The sequence below is a fragment of the Massilia aurea genome, assembly GCF_024753205.1.
Classification (GTDB): domain Bacteria; phylum Pseudomonadota; class Gammaproteobacteria; order Burkholderiales; family Burkholderiaceae_D; genus Telluria; species Telluria aurea.
The window spans coordinates 510,739-534,531 of the sequence record NZ_JANUGZ010000004.1 but is presented as its reverse complement, the minus strand read 5'-3'; the positions used below and the strand labels follow the sequence as shown (position 1 = coordinate 534,531).

Sequence of the window (23,793 nt, the reverse complement as noted above, 5' to 3'; positions counted from 1 at the left end):
TTTGCGTAGAAGCTCGCGCACCTTGCAGGCCGCCATTACTGGCGAAAACGCCCTGCGCCTATGCATATGTGACGAACGCTTGACTGTGCGCCGCGCCTCCCGGATCATCAGCGCAGCGACGACGGCGCACCGCCCGTCGTCAACCATCACGGAGACCTCGCACGATGAAACGACTGATCCTGGCCGCAATGCTGGCAACCGGCATCGCCGGCGCCGCGCACGCGGACGACGCCCTGAAATCCGCCATCGCCGGCGAGCACCGCGCCGCCGCCAACAAGGCGCGCGACGCGTTCCGCCACCCTTACGAAACCCTGACCTTCTTCGGCATCAAGCCGACCATGACGGTCATCGAACTCTCGCCGGGCGGCGGCTGGTACACCGAGATCCTGGCGCCCTACCTGCGCGAGAACGGCAAGCTGATTGGCGCTGCCGGTGCGCCGGAATCGCGCGGCGGCAAGGCCTATCGCGAGAAGCTCGCCGCCGACGCCAAGGTGTATGACAAGGTGATGCCGGTGGTGTTCGAGCCGCCGACGCGCTTCGAGCTGGGCGCGCCGAACAGCGCCGACATGGTCGTCACCTTCCGCAACCTGCACAACTGGCTGGGCGCGGGCGACGAAGCCGTGGTCACGACGCTCAAAGAAGTCCACAAGGTCCTCAAACCAAACGGCGTGCTGGGCGTGGTCGAGCACCGCCTGCCAATCAAGATGACGCAGGATGCCAAGGCATCGAGCGGCTACATGCACGAAGCGTACGTGATCCGCATGGCCGATCTGGCCGGCTTCAAGCTGGCCGCCAAATCCGAAGTGAACGCCAATCCGAAAGACAAGGCGGATCATGAAAAAGGCGTCTGGACGCTGCCGCCGGTACTGGCCAACAAGGACAAGGACCGCGAGAAGTACATGGAGATCGGCGAGAGCGATCGCATGACGCTCAAGTTCGTCAAGAAGTAAGCAGCCTGCATGACCTGGGAAGGCCGAGGCCTTCCCCGTATTTTCTTTTGCGGCGCACGTGTATATTCTTCCGGTTGATAGCCCTCCCGCGCAACCGAAGGAAACCATGAAGACTTTGCGATTCGCCGTTCTCGCGCTGGCCGTCTCCGGCGCGCTCCATGCTCAGGAATCAGTACCGCTAGACGCCCAGCCGGCCTCCGCCACTGCCGTTCCCACCCCCGCCGTCCCTGCCGCAACGCGCACCACCACGCCCGCCCCCGCCCTGCCTGCCGTTGAAAACTCGGTCGTCAAGATTTTTGCGACCGTGCGCCGGCCCGACCCGTACAAGCCCTGGACCAAGTCGGCCCCTGCGGCCATCACGGGCTCCGGCGTCATCATCGAGGGCAAGCGCATCCTGACCAACGCCCACGTGGTGGGTTACGCCAGCCAGGTCGAGGTGCAGGCCAGCCAGTCGGGCGACAAGGTGTCGGCGAAGGTCATCGCGCTGGCGCGCGGGCTCGATCTGGCGGTGCTGGAGCTCGACGATCCCTCGTTCTTTGACAAGCGCCCGCCGGTGCCACGCGCCGCCGTGCTGCCGGACGTGCGCCAGCAGGTATTCGCCTACGGGTACCCGGTCGGCGGCAATTCGCTCTCGACCACCACCGGCATCATCTCGCGCGTGGAATTCGTCAACTACGGTGCGTTCAGCTCGGGCCTGCGCATCCAGATCGACGCCCCGATCAACCCGGGCAACAGCGGCGGGCCGGTGATCGCCGGCGAGCGCATGATCGGCCTGGCGTTCGCCAACGTGACCAATGCGCAGAGCATCGGCTACGTGATCCCCAACGAAGAAATCGAACTGTTCCTGCGCGACGTGGCCGACGGCACCTACGACGGCAAGCCGCTGCTGCATGACAGCGTGCAGACGCTCGAAAGCCCGGCGCTGCGCCAGTACTTGAAGCTCGATAAATCGGTCGAGGGCGCGGTGGTGCACCGGCCGTACCGCACCGACGCCGCCTGGCCGCTGAAGGAGTGGGACGTCATCACGCACATCGGCGAGCATGCGATCGACAACCAGGCGATGGTCAAGCTGGGTTCGAGCCTGCGCGTGCGCTTCCAGTACCGCATCCAGCAGGTGGCGAAGAACGGCAAGGTGCCGATGTCGATCATCCGGGGCGGCAAGCCGATGAAGGTCGAGGTGCCGGCCACCGGCGCGCGTCCGCTGCTGATCCCGGACCTGGACGGCGGCTATCCGTCGTACTTCATCTACGGCCCGGTGGCGTTCTCGCGCGCCACCAGCGAATTCATGGCCTTTGTCAGCGGCAGCGCGCCGGGGATGAATGCGTATGCATTCAACGCCAGTCCGCTCGTGACGCAGCGCGGCGATTCACCCACGCCCGAGCGCGAAGAGCTGGTCGTGATCAGCGCGCCGTTCTTCCCGCACAAGCTGGTAAGCGGCTATAGCAACCGCTTCGGCTCGGTCGTGGAATCGGTCAATGGCAAGCCGGTACGCAGCCTGGCGCATCTGGTGGCACTGCTGCGCGACCTGAAGGACGAGCAGGTGGTGCTGAAGTTCGACCAGCGCTATGGCGAGACGATGATCCTGCCGCGGCAGGCAACGCTGAATGCGACCGAGGAAATCCTGTCGGACAACGGGGTCCGGTCGCAAGGCTCGGACGACATGATGAAGGTGTGGCAGAAGAAATAGGTCGGTGGCGGGCGCAGGACTGGGATTCCCGCCTTCGCGGGAATGACGTGGCAGAGGTAGCGTAGCACGTCGTTCCCGCGCAGGCGGGAACCCAAGTCAGCAGCGCAGCCACCCAAAAGAATTCACTTCGCCTTCTTCACAGGCACGAACATCAAATCCTGGAAGTCATAGCTGAAGTCCGTCTCGGTCGACACGGGCTTCATGCGCAGCCGCTCGATCGAACCATCCGGCTCCAGCGAGAACGTCGCATACGCATCCGCGTTGAAGTTGCGCTCCTTCCAGCGCACGATGAAGGTGTCGTGCTGGAAGTGCTCCATCTCGCCCGTCAGATCCGGCGTGCGCGCGAACGACATCACCAGCTTGCTGCCGGCGCGTTTGATCGTCGCCTTGCCGTACCAGGCGTCTTCGTACTCGCCCTCGTAGCCGGCCAGCGCCAGCGACGGTTTCGACGCTTTTGCGCGGCCCGTGCTTTCACCCTTCACGCGGGCCGCTTCCTTCGCACTGGCCTCATTTGCGATGTCAGCGATGCGACCGATCCAGTCGGTCGGCGCGACGCCCAGATAGCCGTCGAGCAGGCGGTATTGCAGCGCATTGAGCGACGGTCCGCTTTCGGCGTTGGTGAAGATCGCGATGCCGAGCTTTGCTTCCGGCACCAGCAGCACGCGCGAATAAAAGCCCTGCAGCGCGCCGCCGTGCATCGCCACCAGCTTGCCCTGATAGTCGCGCAGCTGGAAGCCCAGGCCATAGGCCATGAAGTTGGGCCTCGTCGCCGCCAGCGACGGCTTGGGCTGGCTGACCGTCATCGGCGTTTGCGCCGTCCACATTTCGCGCGCCTGCTTGTCGGACCACAGGCGTGCTTCCTTGCCGCCCGCCCCCGCCGGCAGGCGGCCGTTATCGAGCAGCACGTTCATCCAGCGCGCGATGTCTTCGGCATTGGTGTTGATGCCCACCGCGCCGACGGCGTTCGCCACCGGCATCGGCTTGACGACCGCCGCCTTGCCATTGATCTTGCTGTGCGGCGCCGACACGTTCATGCCGGCCGTGTGCGCGGCCAGGCTGGTGGTGGTTGCATTCATGCCGACCGGATCGAGGATCCATTCGCGCATCGTCGTGCCCCAGTCCTTGCCGGACTTTTGCGCGATGATCTTGCCGGCCACGATATAGAGCAGGTTGTCGTAGGCGTAGCTGCTGCGAAAGCTCGTTGCCGGCTTGATGTAGCGAAGGTTGTGGATGATTTCGTCGCTGGTGAAGGTGGTCGTCGGCCACCACATCAGGTCACCGGCGCCCAGACCCAAGCCGCTGCGGTGCGTGAGCAGGTCGCGCACGGTCATCTCGGCCGTTACGTAGCTGTCGTACATGCGAAAGTCGGGCAGGTGCTTGATGACCGGGTCGTCCCAGTTCAACTTGCCCTGGTCGACCAGCATCGCCAGGCCGGCGGCAGTAAAGGCCTTGGAGTTCGACGCGATCTCGAACAGCGTCTTGCCATCGACCGGTGTCGGGTCGCCCAGCTTGCGCACGCCGAAGCCCTGCGTGACGACGACCTTGCCGTCCTTGACCACCGCGATGGCGATGCCCGGCACGTCGAAGGTTTTCAACACGCGCTGGACATCGGCATCCAGGTTGTAGGCGGGGACTGCGGCCGTGGTGGTTGGCGCTGCCACCGTCTGCGCGACGGCCAGGCCGGCGCCGCAGAACGCGACCAGCACCGCGCCGGCGATGTGTTTCAACAGTCCGCTGGAAGAACGCGTCATCATGGCTTGCCCATCGCTTTGTCGACGCTCGATTGCGTCTCGGGGTGGTAACGCTCGCGCGCCTTCTTGTAGACGCCCTCGGCCCAGGTGCGGTCCTCGGCCTTTTCGCGCAGCGCGGCGTACAGCGGCACCACGAACTTCTGGCGGCCCACGCTCATCAGGAATGCTTCCATGTCCGGGCGCACGTCGCGGTAGCCGGCATGCACCGCCGCGCGGTAAAAGCGAAACGCCACTTCGTTGTTAGTCGACTTGGCCAGGCCATAGGCGCGGTCGAGTTCTGCCAGTTTGGCAGCGTCGGCCTTCTTGTCGATATCGTTCAAAAACTTCATCCACTCGACGGCATTCCAGTCCTTGGCGTTCAACTGCGCGGTCGATACCGTGCCCTTCGTCCAGCCGTCGATCGCGGCATTGAGCTTGGCCAGGCGCTGCGACACGGCGCGCTGCCCGCTGGCCGGGATGCCCGGGCCATGGATCCATTCGTCGAGTTCCGCGTCGCTCATGATCCTGGGGTTCTTCGCCAGCAGCTGCGCGCGCAGGTAGGCGATGAACTGCTCGTTGGTCACGCTCTGGAACGCGTGCTGGTCGAACCAGCCGCGCAGGAATTGATCGAACGCGGCGCGGCCGGCGCGCTGCTCGAGCGTGTGCAGGAACCAGGCGCCCTTCGGGTAGGCCAGCGAGGTGTCCGGGTAATCGGCAGCGTTGGTGTCAGCCTGGCGCGAGACCAGTGCCTGCTTCGCTGGCGGCAGCTCCTTGAGCATCTCGAGCGCTTCTTCCTGCTCGAGCTGCAGGTTCATCAGCGCGACTTCCTTGCCGTAGATTTCTTCCAGAATGCGGGTGGTGACGTAGGTCGTGAAACCTTCGTTGAGCCACCAGTGCTTCCAGGTCGCGTTGGTCACCAGGTTGCCCGACCAGCTGTGCGCCAGTTCGTGCGCCACCAGGTCGACCAGGCTGCGGTCGCCCGCGATCATGGTCGGGGTCAAAAAGGTCAGGCGCGGATTTTCCATGCCGCCGATCGGGAACGATGGCGGCAGCACCAGCATGTCGTAACGCCCCCAGCGATACGGGCCGTACAGCTTCTCGGCCGCGGCGACCATCTTCTCGGTATCGGCCAGTTCGTACTCGGCCGCCTTGATGCGCTGCGGCTCGGCGTACACGCCGGTGCGCCCGCCCAGCGTGCGTGCTTCGAGCTCGCCGATGCCGATCGCCAGCAGGTACGATGGAATCGGCTGCGGCATCGTGAATTTCCAGCCGCCCTTGCCGGTTGCCTTCATGTCGTTATCGGCGCTCATCACCACCCGCAGGCCTTCCGGCGCCTCGATGCGCGCAGTGTAGGTAAAGCGCACGGCCGGCGTGTCCTGGATCGGCACCCACGAGCGGGCATTGATCGCCTGCGACTGGCTGAACATGAACGGGTACTTGCCCGACATGGTCTGCACCGGCTGCAGCCATTGCAGTGCGGTGGCCGTCGGCGCGGTGCGGTAATGAATGCGTACCTTGGTCTGGCGGGCCGGCAGCTTGATCTGCAGGGGCTGGCCCTTCTCTTCATCGAACTTGCCGAGCGTGTAGTCGGCCTTGCGCCAGGCTCCCTTTGCGTCCTGCGCTTCGATCTTCGAGATCGTCAGCTCGCGCGTGTCCAGGTCGAGCGTCGTCGCTTTCTTGTCGATCCAGTTCAGCGTCAGCTCGGCGTAGCCGCCCAGGCTTTTCTTCGCGAAGTCGGCCTTCAGGTCCAGGTGCAGGGCCGTGGTCTTGACCTGATCGTATTTGGCGTAGCTGAGGGGATCGAGCGCGAACGCATAAGCGCTCCACGCGCCCAGGAAGGCTGCGGTGGTAGCGCGCAGCAGGGTGCTTTTGTTCATGGTCTCTCGCGAATAATGACAGCCCGGCCGGGCTGAAGGCGGGAGCAGAATAGCATGGGCGTCAGGCCGGCGAAAGCGCCTGCTGAAACGCGGCGAGCCGCTGTCAGTACGCCGATTCCGCCTGCATGACCCACACCGGCGCGGACCACAGCACGTTGCCGTCGTCCTGCGTCACCTTCGCATAATAGAAGTGCGCGCCCGGCGCCGGCGTGATCGTGGTTTCTGCCTGCTGCGACAGGCGCGTGACCTCGCCGTTGCGGCCCGGGACGCCTTCCATGATCGCCACTGCCGCGACCTGCCGGCCAGCGGCGCTGGCGAAATTCACCGTCAAGGTGAGCGGCCCGCGGTTGGTGAACTGTTCGCCCATCACGTGGCCGTTGGCCGTCAACACCAGCTGGGACGCCTTGTCCATCGTCGCGAACACGCGGCGCGCCCTGAGCGCCTCGACCAGACTGGCGCGGTTCAGCGCGACGCCCGTTGGCAGCAGCACCCCGGTGCGGTTGCCGTACGACGCGCCCCAGTTGGCGCAGTGGTTGTCCTGGTTGGTGCTGAAGGCCAGCCGGTAGCCCGCTTCGAGCAGGCGGTTGCAGGCGCCTTCGAAATTGCTGCGGCGGGTTTCGGTCTCGGTCACGTTGTTCGAGAACGCGCTGGTATTCATCACTTCGCACAGCACCATCGCGGCGCCGCCATCCTCGGTATAGGCGAGCGGCACGCCGCTTACCTGGAACTGGCCCGTTGGCGCCGGATGGTTGAACTGACCCACCCAGCCGCGCTGGCGCATCAGCGCATACAGCGCCGCGTAATCGCTGCGCGGCGTGATCGTGTCGGCGAACGGCGCTCCATTGGCGTTCGTCTCCCAACCCAGCAACTCGTCGCTGTTGAAGATATTGATATGGCCGCCCTTCTCGATGACGCCCCACTCGAGGCCATACAGCGCCAGAAAGCCCGGATGCTGCGCCGAGAACGTGCTGGCGGCAGCCAGCCCCGCGCGGTACAGGGCACGGGCCGCGGCCGGGTCGGCATCGGGTGCGCTGCCTGGCGAGCCGTCGAACATATGGTTATGTTCCGACGCGACGAGGATGTCCAGGCCACGGTCACGGGCATAGGCAAAGGCAGCGGCCGGCCCGTATGGCGCCGACTGCGGCCGCTGGGCGCTCCGGCAGCTGGCGACATCGGCGCCGCCGTCGCTGTGGTTGGTCTGGCTGTGCAGGTTGCCCAGCCAGACGGTATAGGGCAGCGCGCCCGGAGCCGGCGCCGCCCCCGGCATGAATGCGCCGGGCAGCGGTGCAAAGGCGGGCGTGGCCAACCCGCGCGGCGTGCCGACTGCGATCTCCCACTCCTGGTCGATCGCATCATGTGGCGCGCGTTGCACCAGCGCGCGCAGGCGCACGCGGTAGATGCCGTCCGGCGCCGGCTGCTTGCCCAGGAGCCCCGACCAGGGCACCGTCACCGTGATCTCGTCACCGGTCAGCGTCACTTGGCCGCGCCACTGCAGGACGGTCTGCCCGCCCGGCGCGCGCAGGTCGACGCGCCAGTCGACATCGACCGGCTGCGCCAGGCCGGGATACGCGAACGTCAGCGTGAACGTGCGTGAAGCCAGCGCGCCAGCATGGAATGGCGTGTACAGCGTGGCGTCGAACTCCTGGTGTTCGGCAGGACTGGCGCTGGCCTGGCTGCAGCACAACGACAGGGCAAGAATGGTCAGATATGCAGTTTTCATGATGACAAGCTTGCAACTTGCCCGCCCTGTCACCTTGCGCCATGCGTGCTACGGTTGTCATCCTGATCATGTTCATTGATGAGTTTCAAGCTTACACAGCCGGGGTCAGGTCTGACATTCGGACACGACCTCAGCTTTAGCCACTTCTAATGGTGTCTTGTCCAGGACTGCATGGCCCGGGTCCAGCTAGTTCCGACTACTTGACTGTCGAGATCGTGTCCGAATGTCAGACCTGACCCTCGCTTTTCGTTATATTGCGGCATGGTCGACCAACTCGATATCTCCCACCTGCGTACGCTCGACGCGCTCGCGCGCTTTCCCACCATCTCGGCGGCGGCCGAGCACCTGGATGTGTCGCAGCAGGCGGTCAGCCTGCAACTGAAGAAAATCCGCACCATCCTGGGCGACCCGCTGTTTGTGCGTACCGGCCAGGGCATGGCGGCCACGCCGTACGCCAGGCTGATCGCGCCGCATATCGCCCAGGTGCTGGCCGGCCTGCATGCGATTCCGCTGCCATCGAGCGTGCGGCCGGAAGACGTCGAGCGCACGCTGGTCATCTCCGGCACCGACTACACGCAGAAGGTGATCGTGGCCGACCTGGTGCGCGACCTGCGCCACGCGGCGCCGAAGGTGAAGGTCGCGGTGGTCGACCTCGAAGTGAGCGCCCTGACGCGCAAGCTGCACCAGGGCGAGATCGATGTGATCTTCACGGCCGAGGGCATTGCCGCCCCGGGCCTGGTGTCGATGCCGCTGTTTCTCGAGCAGTACCGCTGCGTGACGGCCGACCGCGCGCTGGCCGGCGCGGGAACGATGTCGCTGGCCACCCTGGTGACGCACGACTTCATCGTCACCAATCCGGGCGGTGCCAGTTTCACGGGGTCGGCCGACGGCTGGTTCGCGCGCCAGGGTCTGCAGCGGCGCGTGGTGGCATCGGCGCCGTCGTTCTTCATGGCCCTTGAGTACCTGAAGGGATCGGCGATGGTGGCCTTCATGCCGGCGCGCCTGCTGCCATGCGACGGCATCCACGAGATCGCGCTGCCCAAGTATCCGCCCGGTTATGGCGTGGTCGCGGCGTTTCACCTGACTGCGCAGAACGATCCGTTCATGATGTGGATGCTGGAGCGCGTCAGGGTGCGGCTGGCGGCGCGCCCCTAGCACTGCTTGTATCGGCTACAAGCGGCGCCCGATTGCTGCGCGGGGCGGGCCTGTCTATGCTGGCCGATTCCTTCACCTGCCCAGGAGCGCCCCATGACCATCGAACGCATCAATCCACCTGCCCTGTACGACGGCGCGCCGCACGGCCTGTCGCACGCCACGATCGACCATGACACTGGCCTGGTGTTCGTGTCCGGCCAGGTCGACTGGGACCGGGACTACCAGGTCAGGCACACCACGCTGGCCGCGCAGACCGAAGGCGCGGCGCGCAACCTGATCACGGTGCTGGACGCGGCCGGCTCGTCGGTCGAACAGATCCTGCAACTGCGCGTCTACGTGCGCGGCGAGATCGGCGAGCACCTCGACACCGTGGCGCCGATCCTCGTGCAGCACCTGGGCTTACCGCGCCCTGCCTTGACCGGCATCGGTGTCGCTTCGCTCGCGTCACCAGATACGCTGGTTGAAATCGAGGCCGTCGCGAAGATCGTTCGGCGCTAACCCGCCAGTTTGTTTAGTAAACTGGCTAAACAGCCGAGTAAAATCCGGTAATCATTGCCGGGAAACCTGACTCCACTTATAACCTGTACACAGGCTCGAGCGCGCGCGTTGATGACATCGCCCGCGCGCTGGATGTGCCTATGGCGCAGCGTATCAAGAACAGGCGGCGGGCTGTGCGCTCCCGCCACGTGTGGAGACACCAATGACAGCTCGTTTCAAGACCCGATCCCTTTCCTTCGCAGTCCTGTTGTTTAGTGCGGCGCCCTTGCAGGCGGCCGAACCGGGCTCCCCGGCCGCGGCGGTGAACGTCTTCATCGGCACCGGCGGCGACGGCCACACCTTCCCGGGCGCGAGCCGCCCGTTCGGGATGGTGCAGCTCAGTCCCGACACCCAGCACCGCCACTTCCGCCAGAGTTATCCGTGGGCCGCCGGCTACAACCACGGCGACGGCTCGATCCTCGGCTTCTCGCACACGCACTTCTCGGGCAGCGGCCACTCGGACCTGGGCGATGTGCTCCTGATGCCCTACAGCGGTGAGACCAAGCTGGAGCCGGGCTACCCCGAGCGGCCATTCTCGGGCTACCGCTCGCGCTTCTCGCATGACCAGGAACAGGCCGAACCCGGCTACTACGCGGTGCGCCTGAAAGACCATGACGTCGACGTCGAGCTGACCGCGAGTGAACGTGTTGGCCTGCACCGCTACAAGTTCAAGGCCGGCGAGCCAGCCAAGGTGCTGCTCGACCTGCGCACCAGCATCTACAACTACGATGGCAAGAACCTGTGGTCGCGCCTGCGCATGCGCGACGCCAGCACCGTCACCGGCATGCGTGAAACGCGCGGCTGGGCGCCGGGCCGCCAGCTGTACTTCGCGATCCGGTTCTCGCGTCCGATCGACACGCGCCAGCTGCTCAACCGCGAAGAAGCCGTCGAGTACAAGGGCTTTGCCCAGCCGGGCAAGACGCCGGGCGACCGCGCGCTGGTCGAAGGCAAGGCGCTGATGGGCGACTTCAGTTTCGGCGTGCCGGCCGACGGCACCCTGCTGGTAAAGGTCGCGCTCTCGCCCGTCAGCGAAGACAACGCGATTGCCAACCTGGCTGAAATGCCGGGCTGGGATTTCGACGCCGAACGCCGCCGCGCCGGCAAGGCCTGGGACGAGGCGCTGGGCGCCGTCAAGGTCGAGGCGCCGGCGCCGATGCGCACGCAGTTCTACACGGCGCTGTACCACACGATGCTCGCGCCCTCGCTGTTCATGGACCTCGACGGCAGCTACCGCGGCCCGGACAACGCGGTGCACAAGGCCAGGGATTTTCGCTTCCACTCGACGTTCTCGCTGTGGGACACCTACCGCGCGCTGCACCCGCTGCTCACGATCGTCGCGCCCGAACAGCGCAGCGCCGACTTCGTCAACTCGCTGATCGCCTCGCAGCAGCACAGCCCCTACGGCGTGCTGCCGGTATGGCAGTTCCATGGCCTGGAAACCTGGACCATGATCGGCTACCACGCGGTGCCCGTGATCGCCGACGCCTACATGAAGGGTATCCGCGGCTTCGACGCCGACAAGGCGCTGGCCGCGATGACCGCCAGCGCCGAATACGGCCCATACGGCGGGCTCGAACACTATATGAAACTGGGCTACGTGCCGATCGACCTGGAAAAGGAAGCGGCCTCCAAGACCGTCGAATACGCGTACGACGACTGGACCATCGCGCGCATGGCCGAGAAGATGGGCAAGAAGGATGTCGCGGCGCGCTACTACCGGCGCGCCCAGAACTACCGCAACGTGTTCGACAAGGACACGGGCTTCATCCGCGCCCGCAAATCCACCGGCGAATTCCGCACCCCGTTCGATCCGGCGCAGTCGAACTTCGGCAGCGACTACACCGAGGGCAGCGCGTGGCAGTATTCCTGGTACATGCCGCACGATAATGCGGGCCTGATCGGCTTCCTGGGCGGCGACGCGAAGCTCGTGGCCAAGATGGACGAAGTCTTCGACGCGAAGGTCGACGAGAACCTGTACGCGCACATGGAAGACATCTCTGGCCTGATCGGCCACTACGCCCACGGCAACGAGCCGTCGCACCACGTCGCCTACCTGTACAACTACGCGGGCGCGCCGTGGCGCACGCAGGAACGCCTGGCCAATATCATGGCCACGCAGTACAGCGACAAGCCCGATGGCCTGTCGGGCAACGACGATCTGGGCCAGATGTCGGCCTGGTTCGCGTTCACCGCGCTGGGCTTTTATCCGGTCGCCCCGGGAAGCAACGAGTACGTAATCGGCCGCCCGTTCCTCGACAAGGCGACGCTGAACCTGCCCAACGGGAAGCGCTTCACCGTGCGCGCCGAGAACCTGTCGGCCACCAACGGCTATGTCGGGCACGTGACCCTCAACGGCAAGCCGCTCGCGCGCACCTTCCTGCGTCACCAGGACATCATGGCCGGCGGCGAGCTCGTATTCACGATGCAGGCCACGCCGAACAAGGATTGGGGCACGGCGAAAGAGGCCCGCCCGTACACGCAGACCGCATACTGACCGGCTCTGGACATGGCCGTGACGATCCGCGACATCGCCCGCGCCACCGGCTACTCGATCGGTACGGTCTCGCGCGCGCTGAAAAACCAGGAAGGCCTGGCCGACGAGACGCGCACGCGCATCTGCGCCACGGCGCGCGAGCTGGGGTACGACATCGGCAATCTGCGCCAGCGCGAGATTCTCCGCGTCGCCTTTTTGCTGCACCGCCAGCACAACACGCAAGCGGCCAGCCCGTTCTACCTGCCGGTACTGCACGGGGCCGAGGATGCTTGCCGCAAGCACGGCATCGCGCTCTCGTTCGTCGTGGTCGGTCCGGCCGAGCCGATGCTGGATCTGGTGCGCCTGCACCAGCCGGACGCGTTGCTGTGCGCCGGCTTTTTTGAGCCGGAACTGGTGGCTGCGCTGCGCGACACCGGCAAGCCGCTGGTACTGCTCGACATGCGCCTGCCCGGCTACCGCTCGGTCAATCCCGACCATGCGCTGGGCGGCTACCTGGCCACGCGCCACCTGCTCGCGCTGGGGCGGCGCCGCATCGCCATGCTCACCGGGCCGCTGTCGCACCACAGCATCCTTGAGCGCTATCGGGGCTTTCGCAAGGCCCTGTTCGAGGCGCGCATGCTGGCCGATCCCGACCTCGAAATCCAGCTACCCAGCATTGGCGACACGCAGGACAATCTGCACGGGGCGGTCGACACCCTGCTGGCGCGCGAACCGCGGCCCGACGCGCTGTTCTGCTACAACGACAGCACCGCACTGGCGGCCATGCGCCACTGCATGGCGCGCGGCCTGAGGGTTCCGCACGACATCGCGATCGTCGGCTTCGACGACATCAGCGCCGCCGCGGCCGCGGTGCCGCCGCTCTCGAGCATCAATATCGACAAGGATCTGCTGGGCCGGATGGGCGTGGACCTGTTGCTGGACAAGAGCGCCACGTCCGGCCTCGAACAGACACTCACGGTGCGGCTGATGGTCCGCGCAAGCAGCACCGGAGAGGCGCGATGACCGGGCCCGCAGCCATCCTCTGCGCGGGTGAGGCGCTGGCCGATCTGCTGCACCAGGACGGCGACACATGGCGCAGCCACGCCGGCGGCTCGACCTGGAACGTGGCGCGGGCACTGGCTGCGCTGGGTGTCGCCAGCGGTTTCGCCGGCGCCATCAGCCGTTGCATGGCCGGCGATGCGCTGTGGCGCGCCAGCGAAGCGGCGGGCCTGGACCTGCGCTACCTGCAGCGGGCCGCCACGCCGCCGCACGACATCATCAGCGGGGACGTTGCAGCGAACCTGCATTTCGATGTGACGATGATGCCGCCCGGCTGGCCACACGAGGTGCAGTGGCTGCACTTCGGCGGCACCAGCCTGGCGCGTGGACCGCTCGACCTCGCGCTGATCGCATTGGCCGAACAGGCGAAAGCGCATGGGCTGCGCATCAGCTATGACCCGCACTGGCGCAACCTGATGGGGCCAGCCTACGACGCGACGCTGCAGCGCATGACCGAACTGGCCGACGTCATCAAGGTGTCCGACGACGTCCTGCGCGCGCTGTTTCGCAGCCACGACACGCTTGGCTCGCTGGGGCGCCTGCGCGCGCGCAATCCGGCAGCGCTGGTGCTGCTCACGCGCGGCGCCGGCGGTGCGTCGCTGTATCACGGCGCGCAGACATGGCATGCACAGGCGCCCGTCATTGACGTGATCGACGTGGTCGACACGCTGGGCGCGGACGATGCAGGGATGGCCGGACTGATTTATTCGCTGCAGCAGTGGCCCGATGCAAGCATGGCCGCGCACCTGGCGTTTGCGGTGGCTGCGGGCGGCGCCGCAGGCCGGGTGGCGGGGGCGCACGCGCCCGACCTCGGCGCTGTCCGGGCGCTGCTAGGCAGGGTCGCAGTCATCTGCTGAACGCGCCCTGCGACGGGATCACGCCGAGGCGGCGCACTGGGCGCTGCCGCCCACGAAAGGACGGCAGTCGACGGGGATGTCGATCAGGAACGTCGTGCCCAGCTCGGGCGAGCTGTCGACCGAAACGCTGCCGCCGTGGCTTTCGCCCACGGCCTTGACGAACGGCAGACCGATGCCCCAGCCGGTGGCCGAGAACGGCCCTGTTTCGCGGCGCAGGTACTCGAAGATCCGGTTGTGCTGCTCTTCAGGAATCGCGTTGCCTTCGTTGTGAACGCTCACCATCAGGCGTCCGCGCGTCTGGTGCGCCATGATGCTGACGGTGCCGCCGTCGCCATACTTGATCGCGTTGTTGACGAGGTTTTCCAGTGCGCGCCAGAGCGAGGCGCGGCACCAGTGGCCCGTAACCGGCTCGCCGGACACGTCAACGACAACCTGCGTGCCATGCTGGCCGTGCCCGTATTGCTCACCCAGTTCGCGCGTCAGGCCCAGGATATCGAAATGCGTCAGGTGCAACGGGATCTTCGCCGCGCCCTGGAACGTCAGCGCGTCGAGCAGCTCGGCCATCATCTCGTTGAGCCGGTCGGCGTTGGTGCCAATGCGGGCGGCGACGTTTTTCACCTGCGCCCAGTCGGCCGTCATCGACATGAGCTGCGCGCCATGCGCGACCACCGACAACGGCGTGCGCATGTCATGCGACAGCGCGGCCGCCATCTTGTGCCGCAGGTCTTCATGGATCTGTGTAAACGAGCGCACTGCCTCGCGCATGGCGGCATTGATCGACGCGTCGATGATGCGCCAGTGGTCGTCGTCCAGGACCACCCTGCCCTTGGCCACGACCCCGATCGACTCGCGCAGGATCTGGTATTCGTGGACAACCTGATCGGGGCCGAACGGCGTCATGCGGGCGCGCTCGGTGCCGTGGACGCTGGCCGAATTGTTGCCGCTCGCAGCCTGCGTGCGCGGATGGTCCGGGCTCAGGGCTTCGGCGATATTGTCGAAAAACGCCGGCAGCGTGTTGGTCAGCACGGGCCGCAGCAGATTCTGGGCGCCATCGACGCGCGCGCGCACTTCCCGTTCCCAGCGGTCCATGACGGCGTCGCGGATGGAAATGAATTGCAACCCGGTGGGCGAAATACCGTGGCGGTCAACATTCTGGTCAGTGGCTAGTGTCATGCGGTCGTCAGTGTCAGGGCCGTGCGCAGCATGCGCGATCGGTCACGAATAAGGGAAGATCAACGGCGATCAGGGGCCGTTCCCGAATTATATAGCGCAAGCCAATTCGCACCGCGCGGCCGGCCTCCGCACCCGGCGATTTTCAGCGCCGGCTGTGGCTGGGCCGCCACGCCCGCGCGCTGGCCCTAGGCGCCGGCCGGCGTCCCCGCGATCCACAGCTCCACCCGGTGATCGCGCCGGTCATCCTGCAGTTCGAACGTCCAGTCAGGACATGGCTGGCCATCGAGCAGCAAGCCTTCCATGCCGTCGCCCGCATGCACCGTGATCTCGTAGAACGCGCTGTAATAGCGGTAGCGCAGGCTGAAACCTTCCCAGCCCGGCGCCATGTGCGGCGTCAGGTGCAGGCGCGCGCCGTTGCGCTCCACACCCAGCAGCGCTTCGATCGCCAGCAGCCAGGTGGCCCCGGCCGAGGCGGTGTGCAAGCCGCCGATGGCGCGGCCGATGTGCGGCGCCACCGTGCGCACGCCGCCCGCGATAAAGTATGGCGGCGCGCTGATATCCGCCGTGCGGTCCGGCGCCAGGGTCGGCGCCAGCGGATCGAGCATGCCGGCCAGCTGCCATGCGCGGCCGGCGTCGCCCAGCCGCGCGAAGCCCGCCGCTGCCAGCGCGACGGCGCCGTGGTCCTGGCCGGGGCTGGCCACGACGCGCTCGCTCCAGTGCCCGTCGACCGCCGGATCGCACAGCAGCGTGACGCCGTGCGCCTCGTCGACCAGGCGCAGTGCTGCGGCGCGCAGCGCGGCCGCACCGTGTTCGGCGTCGGCCTGCACCGCCCAGCCCTGGGTCGACAACTCGACGCGGCAGGCGGCGTTGGCGATCGAACCGAGCGCGTTGCGGCTGTCCAGCCACGTCCAGCGGTACCAGTCGCCGTCCCAGCCATGTTCTTCGCACTGCGCCCTGAGCGCCAGCGCGGCGCCGCGGCAGGTGGTGGCAAAACCGAAGTCGCCGCGCCGGTCCGCCACGTCGCCGAAGCGCTGCAGCACGGTGGCCATGAAAAAGCCCGTGCGCACGCTTTCGACACGGCCCGTGGCGTCGTCGTCGTGCAGGCGCGCCGCCGCCAGCGGCAGGCCGCGCTGGCCGAAGCGCAGGCAGCCGCGCAGGCCATGCACGCAGTGCTGGTACAGGTCGTCCCCGGCGGCCAGCCGCGTGGCGTCGCCGGGATCGGCGCCAAATGGCAGCACGGCCAGCAGCGCGTAATCACCCGTGACGGCCAGGTAGCGCGTCAGCACATGGGGCAGCCACAGGAAATCGTCGACTGCAGGAGCCGGCAGGTTGGACTGTGCCGTGGCGAAGTCGCGCGCCGCCTGCAGCAACGCGTCGCGCAGCAGCTCGGGCCGGGCATGTACGCTGGCGAGCAGCGACTGCAGGCGTGTGGCGGGACAACGCTCGCCCCATGCCGCGCTGATCGCCTGGTACGGCAGCCAGGTGTTGACGCGCAGGTCGAGCGATGCGTCGGGCGAGTGCAGTTGAACCGCGCCGAGCGTGCCATCCCACCAGTTGTGCAGGCGCTCCCACGCGGTAGCAGCGGCGCGCGCCCCACCGTGCAGTTGCACCTCGCGGCTGGCATCGAGCGTGCCGGGACCGGCCACGCCCAGCACGAACACCAGTTCGCGCTCTTCGCCCGGCACCAGCGTGATCGCCGTTTGCAGGGCCGCGCACGGCGTGCGCCCCGCGCCGCTGGCGCCGGACAGGCTGCTGCGGCCCAGCGCCGCCGGTTGGGCGATGCTGCCCTGGCGGCCGATGAATTCGTCGCGGTCGCAGGTTGCGGCAACATCTTCGGCGTCGATATGGAAGAACCCCACCTGGTCGCGGAAGTCGTCACTGAACGCATTGCGCGCGAACAGCGCGCCGCTGGCCAAATCGATGCCCGTGACGACCTGCAGGCCAGGCGTGGCGTCGACGCTGTCGAGCTGCCATGCCACGAATCCCGTCACGCTCAGGCGCCGCGGCGCATCGCTGTCATTGCGCAGCCGGAGCACGCTGTATTTGATGGGCACATCCGGCGCCACGAAGCAGCGCAGCGCCGAATGGATGCCGTGCGCGCCGTGTTCGAACACGGTGTAGCCGACGCCGTGCCGGGTCAGATAGGGTTCCGGCGAGGGCGCCGGCCACGGCGTGGGCGACCAGAAGGCGCCGCTGTCCTCGTCGCGCAGGTAGAACGCTTCGCCATCCTGCGGTGCGACATCGTCGCTGCCGGCGCTCAGGCGTGCAGCGCGCGTCCCGCTCCAGGTGACGGCATGGCCCCGTTCCGAGACCACCGATCCGAAACCGGGATTGGCCAGCAGGTTGGCCCAGGGCGCCTGCGGCACCGGCACGGCGGCGTTGCTGCGCACCTCGTACTCGCGGCCATCCGGCGTGAAGCCGCCGATGCCGTTGTCGAACAGGCGTTCGGGCTGCACGGTGGGCAATGCTTCCGTCATCCATGGCGTGGTCGCGCCAGCCACCAGTGGCGACGGCAAGGCGACGCCGGGCCGTGCGGCGCGGCGTAGCTGGTCGGCCAGGTCGCCCCGGCCGGACAGAAGCAGCACGCTTGCGCTCGAGCGCAGCAGGATGCGGTCTTCCTGCGCGACGTCTTCGCGCAGGAACAGGTGTACGCCGCCCGGCGCATCGAAGGTGTCGGGATCGACCAATGCCATCGCCAGCGTCATCACCCCCTCGCGCACGGTGCGGCTGTCGCACAGCACCAGGAGGTCGACCGCGAAGCCACGGTTGCGCCAGTAGGTATGCGCCTGCAGCACCTGACGCGCCAGACCGGTATCCGGACCGTCCGCCAGCTGGAGCAGCAGCACCGGCTGCACGCCATCGATGCCATATGCGAGCAGGTCGGCGCGGCCGCGCACATTGCGCGCGATGACGGCCGGGTCGGCGCGCAGGGCCGGTACCGGCTGCAGCAGGCAACCGGCCAGGCGGTTGCACAGCTGCGCATCGGCTTCGCTCACGTCCATGCGGCGCAGGAAGGCCTGGGCCTGGGTCCAGGCCGCGTCGATCGCGCGGTCGACCGCATGGCCGGCGCTGTAGCGGGCCGCCAGTTCACGCGCCATCGCCCGGCTGGCGGCAACGCCCAGCACCAGGTCGACCGTGATCTCCTGTTGCGGCGCCAGCGTGACGGTGCGGCGCAAGGCCAGCAACGCGTCATCCGGTTCGGCGACGAGGCCCGGCAGCGCGCCGCCGGCGCCGATGGCCTGGGGCGCGCGCAGATCGTGGCCACGGCCGATGAAGCGCGCGCGGTCCGTTTCCACCGTCACGGCAGGCGCGATGTCGCGCACTGCCATGCGGTGCATGACGACGGGCGCATCGGCCGCCGTGACGCACAGCAGGCTGTCGTGCGGGGCGTCGAATTCGATCATGATGTGACTGCGGCCGCCCGGCTCGAGCGCCGGTCCGGCCAGCGCCACGCTGCTGGTCAGCTCCAGCGTCAGCGGCTGCAGGCCCTGATTGACGATGCGGATGCGGCGCAGTTCGACGTCGTCGTCCGGCGCCACCACGATATCGGTGTGCATGGCCAGCCCGTTATCCAGGCAGCGCACGCTGGCGCGGCCCTCGGAAAACACCGTTTCGCGCTCGCTCTCTGGCAACAGGCCCGGCCAGACCTGGCCGGATGCGACGTCGCGCACATGGCACGTCAAACCGGTCTCGCCGATGCCGGTGCGGGTGATCTGCTTGTCATCCCAGCGGCTGGCGCCCGTGCCATCGCTGGCCACGATCAGGTGATAGCGGCCATTGGACAGCAACTGGACTTCGGGCAGCACCGGGGGTTCGCTCCCGATGACGCGGGCATACGGGCGCGCCGTCACGCTCTGGCTGGCTGTCGCCGCGCCGGTGTAGCGACGTTCGGCGGCTGCGCCGGAGACCGGCACCGGTTCTTGCAGCAAGGGCAGCGCGGCCCGGAATTCGGGATCGCGGCAGAAGCGGCGCTGCATCGGTTCGCCCAGCAAATGGCGGGCCAGCGCCAGCAGCAGCATCGCCTGGTGCCGCGCAGCGTAGGCCCGCACGACGACCTGGCGCTCGCCTTGCGGCAAACGCGCCGGCGCATAATCGAGCGCTTCATACAACCCGAGTTCACCCAGCATGCCTTGCGCCGCAAAAGCGCGCAGGTTGGTGCTGGCCAGGCCCGGCGTCACGCCCAGCGCCAGCGCGGCGGCGTACGGCGCGGCGACCAGGTCGTCGTCGCGCTGGCGCTGCAGCGCGGCAGCGGGCAAGCCGAACTGGCCGGAGCGGTAGCGCGCGGCGGCATCCACGGCATTGCAACGGGATGGCGAAAAGCCCCACAGCACGTCCCTGCTTTTGGCGTGTGCAGCCTGGGCGCGCACCAGCGCGCGGGCGGCGGCGTCGAGCAGCGTATCGCGCCAGACCGGCATCCAGAGTTGCGGCGCCAGCAGATCGGCCATGGCGCCACGGCGCGACAGCAGCAGCGTGCTTCCGCCAGCCATGCGCTGCGGGCGCCCGAGCGACCACCAGTGCTGCTGCGGCAGCTGGTCCTGGGCCACGGCGGCGAAACTGGCCATGCGCGACTCCGACGCCAGCAAGTCGCAACTGTCGCTGTCCAGGCGCTTGTCGCGCACGTGGTAGCGGGCGGCCAGCTGGCCAGTGGCGGGATCGACCAGCGCGCCGAAGTCCATGCGGGCGGCGTCGCGCGCTGCGGTAGCCAGCGCGGCCAGCCGTTCGATGCGCTCCTGCGCGCAAGCGCGGCCCGCACCCACCAGGGCAGCCAGGCCGGCGCCACCCGTTGCCGGCGCGTCGAGCTGCGCCAGTTCGCGCAGTGTCGGGATCCGGGTCAGGCTGGCGCCGAGGACGTATTCCTGGACAGCGCGCATCCACGGCGCCAGTGCGTACAGGTTGTCCAGCTGCGCGGTGCAGCCAGCATGCAGACGCTCGACCCATGCAAGCAGCGCCGGCTCTGCCGCCGCATCCTCGGGCAGGCTGGCCATCAGGCGCTCGGCATTGGCCAGCGCCAGGCGCAGGCAATCGGCAAGGCCCGGCAGCGTATCGAGAGCGCGGCAGCGTTCGGGCGTCAGCGCGCCATCCATCTCGTCCAGCGCGTCCAGGAATGACGCCGGCGCGCCGTGCGCATGCTCGCGCACGACCAGCAGCGTGGCGCGGATGCCGTCCGGCGCAGCACCGGCGATCGGCTGATCCAGCAACTCGTCCATGCCAACGGCAAAGGTACGCAGCGCCAGCACCAGGCTGCCGCTGGCGGCAGTATCGACATGATGCGGCTCGAGCGGGGCCAGCGTGGCGCCGTCATACCACTGCAGCAGATGGCCGTTCCACCGTTCGAGCAGCGCCAGCGAGGCAAACGCGCGCTCGCTGCGTTCCAGCAGTCCCCCCAGTGGCAGGAAGCCGAAGTCGCGCGCGCTCAGCGTGGCCAGCAGGCCAAGGCCGATCCCGTCGGGCGAGACCCGTGCATCGACCGCGGGCTCGGGATGTTCGAGCACGGCGTGCGGCGCCAGCCCATGGCCATCGGCGCCGTGGCGTTCAAAGAAGCCCCAGGTGCGGCGCGCCAGCGCGCGCAAGAATTGGTCCTGCGCCGGCGCGAGGCGTGCGCTGCGGCGGGTGACGTGCCCCGTCCACCAGGCCAGCACCGGCGACAGGAACCACACCAGCAGCATCGGCGCCGTGGCGAACAAGGCATACGGGTTGGCAAAGCTCACCAGCATGGCAGTGCCCATCGCCAGCAACGGCGGGAACCACATGGCGCGGCCGCTGATTTCCAGCGAGCGGCCAGGGACCGCCGCCGTCTGCGTATCGAGCAAGCCGCGCTGCGCCACGTGCCGGCGCCACAGGCCCCGCACGAGGGCATGGCCATCGACCAGCGCCGCATGCGGCAGGAAGGCGGCCCACAAGGCGCTGCGCGTGAGCGTCAGGCGCGCGCCGCGCACCCAGCCGTCAAGATGCTGGCGCCAAGGTGCGTCGAGCGGCCGGTCGCCCAGCGCCACCAGCATGCCCACCAGCGCCGGCACAAACACGATCGCCAGCACCGCCGCGGTCCAGAACACGGGCGCGGCCAGCAGGCTCCAGCACAGGATCAGCAAGGCGAGGGACGCCGGCGCGACGAGACTCGCGCGCAGCTGGTCGAACAGCATCCAGCGCGCGGGCGCGTACTCGAGGTAATCGGGACCGCGACCAAGGCGCTGCACCGATTGCCAGGCCGCGCGCACGGCGCGGTGCCGGCGCAGCATGTACTCACCATAGTTGTGCGGGCGCAGTGCGTCCACGCGCAAGTCTGCCACGCGACCGGCGCGCAGGCGATCGCGCTCGACGGCGCCGGGCCAGGCGCGCCCGTCATCGCGCACAACGTCGCCGCAGGCACGGCGCCAGGCATCGACATCATGGATCGCGACCCAACCGTAGCGCGCATCCAGCGCGGCCCCGCCCATGCGGGCAAAGCGCGGCGCGCGATGGCCCGGTGGCGCGGGACCACGTGCGGGCAGCAGCATGCCGTGCCCTTCGAGCACGCGGCCGCTGTCGTCCTGCACCGGCTGGTGCAGCGGGTGCGCCATCGCGGCCACCAGGCTGCGCGCTGCGTCGCGTGGCAGGCCGGCGTTGGCGTCCAGTGCAATCACGTAGCGCATCGCGGCGCCCGCCGCGGTATTGCCGGCGGTGAGCAGGAAGCGTTCGCGCGCGCCGCACAACCAGGCATTCAGGTCGGCGATCTGGCCGCGCTGGCGTTCCTGGCCGATCCAGGCTTGCTGGTCGACGCTCCACGCGCGTGGCCGTGCCAAGAGCATGAATGGCCCGTCACCGTCAGGGCCATACCGGGCATTCAAGGTCTCAATGGCGGTGCGTGCCTGCGCCAGCGATACGTCGTCCGTCGGCAGCGTTTCGCTGGCGGCATCGGGCAAGTCGAGCAGCAGGCAAAAGCGCAGGTTCGGGTCGAGGTTGCCGAGGTAGCGCACCTCGAGCTCTTCGCGCAGCCGTTCGATCGCGGCAGCGTCGCCCGCTTGCGCGCAGACGGCGACGACGGTCCGGCAGGTGTCGGGAATGCCGGCGCTGAAATCCATGCGTGGCGTAGTGACAGGCGGGATGCGCCAGCGTTCCATCATGCGCACCAGGGACAGCGCCAAGGCGCTCGCCCCCGGCAGCGCCAGCAGGCCAATCAGCGCGAGCAACCAGGCGCCGGCATCGCCCTGGCGTGCGTGGACGAGGATGGCAATCGTCAGCAGCAGTGTCAGGACGGCGGTTGCGCCGATGCGCGTGGCAACCGGCGCCTTCTGCGCCAGGGCCGGCAGGTAATGGCCGACGTGGCGGGTGCGCACGTCCAGGCCACCTTCGCCCGGCGCGCGGTGCGTGCCGGCCAGCGTCAGCGCGTCGCGCGCGACGTCGGCTTCATCGACTTTGGCAGCCCGGGCGCGGCGTGCAATGGCGTGCCGATAGCTGTCGCGGGTGGCGCCGTCCATGGCGGCGTAACTGCCATCCGGGTCGGTGCGCAGCAGCGCGTCGACGGCGCCGTGCGTCTCGGCGAAGGCGCGCCAGTCGATCCCGCCCAGCAGGCGCAGGCTGGCCAGCGTGTTGCCGGCCGAGATGGCATCCTCGGCCTGTTCGCTGTGCTCGCGCTGCGTGTGCTGCGCGATGCTGCTGTCGCCATCGGCCAGGCGAGCGTCGAGCCAGTCCAGTACCTGGCTCACGGCGCCGCCGCGGCCGTGCAGGCGCCGCGCCAGTTCGGCGATGAAGCTGTCGCTGGCCTCGACGCTGCGCATCATGTCGGCCACCAGCAGGATCAGGTCACCGGGCCGCGTCTCTGCCGTGTCCAGCAGGCGCACGGCCCACCCGGCGGCCTGCTCATGCGCGGCGCAGGCACGCGCCGCCCGCGCAGCCAGGCGCCGCAGGTTGTCGATCAGGGCCAGGCGCAGGAGCGCCGGCAGTGCATCCAGTTCGGCGATGCGCAGCGCTGCGCTTTCCGGGCCTTCCTGGTAAGCAGCCACGAACAACGCCAGTTCCCCGGCGTCGATACGGCCATCGCCATGTGCGATTACATCGAGCACCAGGCGCCAGGCGCGCACGGCGCCATCCGGGGCCAGTGTCGGCAAGGTCGCGGCGACCGGCCGCAAGCCGGCGCGCACCAGGCGTACCTGGGCGTCGAGCAGATGGTGCTGGTCGAGCAGGCGCGCACCGGCAGGCGGCAGCGCGAAGCCGGCGCGGGCGGCCTCGTCGAGCGCGTCGCACGAGGCGGCGATGGCGTCGGCATCCGTGCCCAGGAGGGCGCGCAGGGCGTGGGCGCCGCCCTTGCCGGCCGTGGTGGGTTGCAGTACGTGGCGCGCCGCCAACTGGCGTGCGTGTTCCGCGCGCTGGAGCGCGCCGAGAGGTGCTGCGCGCCATGGCGCATCGTCGCCGGTCGCGCGCGCCGCATCATGCGGCGTGCGCTGCCCGGCGGGCAGGTTGTGGTTCTTGACGTTCAACGGGGCCTCGGGACTGAGCGTGCGCAGCAGACCGCTGGAGCACAGTGGCGTCCGGGACGGATCAGGGCAGGAAACGCTGGGCGCGCACGGCTGATCTCATGCTAGGCAAAGACCAGCGTCGT

12 protein-coding genes are annotated in these 23,793 nt (G+C 68.1%); 7 read left to right on the top strand and 5 right to left on the bottom strand.

Annotation, left to right across the window (positions count from 1 at the left end; all coding sequences use genetic code 11):
• Positions 1 to 164 precede the first annotated feature (164 nt).
• Both NX775_RS17410 and NX775_RS17405 read left to right on the top strand, forming a co-directional pair.
• On the top strand, positions 165 to 950 hold the full coding sequence (locus tag NX775_RS17410; RefSeq protein WP_258837129.1) for a class I SAM-dependent methyltransferase: 786 nt from the start codon (positions 165 to 167) through the stop codon (positions 948 to 950).
• Between the two features lie 106 nt (positions 951 to 1,056).
• Positions 1,057 to 2,637 carry a S1C family serine protease gene (locus NX775_RS17405; RefSeq protein WP_258837128.1) on the top strand — a complete coding sequence of 527 codons (1,581 nt, stop codon included), beginning with the start codon at positions 1,057 to 1,059 and terminating at the stop codon, positions 2,635 to 2,637.
• 122 nt (positions 2,638 to 2,759) lie between these two features.
• On the opposite strand, the gene NX775_RS17400 is transcribed toward NX775_RS17405, so the two are convergent.
• From NX775_RS17400 to NX775_RS17390, 3 genes are all read right to left on the bottom strand, one after another.
• Positions 2,760 to 4,391: a serine hydrolase gene (locus tag NX775_RS17400; RefSeq protein ID WP_258837127.1), complete on the bottom strand. Its 1,632-nt coding sequence runs from the start codon at positions 4,389 to 4,391 to the stop codon at positions 2,760 to 2,762.
• On the bottom strand, positions 4,388 to 6,244 hold the full coding sequence (locus NX775_RS17395) for a M1 family metallopeptidase (RefSeq protein WP_258837126.1): 1,857 nt from the start codon (positions 6,242 to 6,244) through the stop codon (positions 4,388 to 4,390). Before NX775_RS17395 ends, NX775_RS17400 begins: the two co-directional genes overlap by 4 nt.
• A gap of 103 nt (positions 6,245 to 6,347) precedes the next feature.
• Positions 6,348 to 7,964: a CehA/McbA family metallohydrolase gene (locus NX775_RS17390; RefSeq protein WP_258837125.1), complete on the bottom strand. Its 1,617-nt coding sequence runs from the start codon at positions 7,962 to 7,964 to the stop codon at positions 6,348 to 6,350.
• A gap of 261 nt (positions 7,965 to 8,225) precedes the next feature.
• Between NX775_RS17390 and NX775_RS17385 the strand changes: the two genes are divergently transcribed.
• The 5 genes from NX775_RS17385 (at position 8,226) to NX775_RS17365 (ending at position 14,045) form a co-directional block, all read left to right on the top strand.
• On the top strand, positions 8,226 to 9,119 hold the full coding sequence (locus NX775_RS17385) for a LysR family transcriptional regulator (protein ID WP_258837124.1): 894 nt from the start codon (positions 8,226 to 8,228) through the stop codon (positions 9,117 to 9,119).
• Between the two features lie 93 nt (positions 9,120 to 9,212).
• Positions 9,213 to 9,617, top strand: coding sequence for a RidA family protein (locus tag NX775_RS17380; RefSeq protein ID WP_258837123.1), 405 nt, complete (start codon positions 9,213 to 9,215; stop codon positions 9,615 to 9,617).
• 202 nt (positions 9,618 to 9,819) lie between these two features.
• Positions 9,820 to 12,150 (top strand): GH92 family glycosyl hydrolase, encoded by a 2,331-nt coding sequence (locus tag NX775_RS17375; RefSeq protein ID WP_258837122.1) that lies wholly within the window; start codon positions 9,820 to 9,822, stop codon positions 12,148 to 12,150.
• A 12-nt stretch (positions 12,151 to 12,162) separates the two neighbouring features.
• Positions 12,163 to 13,152, top strand: coding sequence for a LacI family DNA-binding transcriptional regulator (locus NX775_RS17370; protein WP_258837121.1), 990 nt, complete (start codon positions 12,163 to 12,165; stop codon positions 13,150 to 13,152).
• On the top strand, positions 13,149 to 14,045 hold the full coding sequence (locus NX775_RS17365; protein WP_258837120.1) for a PfkB family carbohydrate kinase: 897 nt from the start codon (positions 13,149 to 13,151) through the stop codon (positions 14,043 to 14,045). Before NX775_RS17370 ends, NX775_RS17365 begins: the two co-directional genes overlap by 4 nt.
• Positions 14,046 to 14,063: 18 nt before the next feature.
• Here NX775_RS17365 and NX775_RS17360 read toward each other — a convergent pair whose 3' ends face one another.
• Both NX775_RS17360 and NX775_RS17355 read right to left on the bottom strand, forming a co-directional pair.
• On the bottom strand, positions 14,064 to 15,218 hold the full coding sequence (locus tag NX775_RS17360; RefSeq protein WP_258837119.1) for a sensor histidine kinase: 1,155 nt from the start codon (positions 15,216 to 15,218) through the stop codon (positions 14,064 to 14,066).
• 185 nt (positions 15,219 to 15,403) lie between these two features.
• Positions 15,404 to 23,671: a GH36-type glycosyl hydrolase domain-containing protein gene (locus NX775_RS17355; protein ID WP_258837118.1), complete on the bottom strand. Its 8,268-nt coding sequence runs from the start codon at positions 23,669 to 23,671 to the stop codon at positions 15,404 to 15,406.
• Between the last annotated feature and the right edge of the window lie 122 nt (positions 23,672 to 23,793).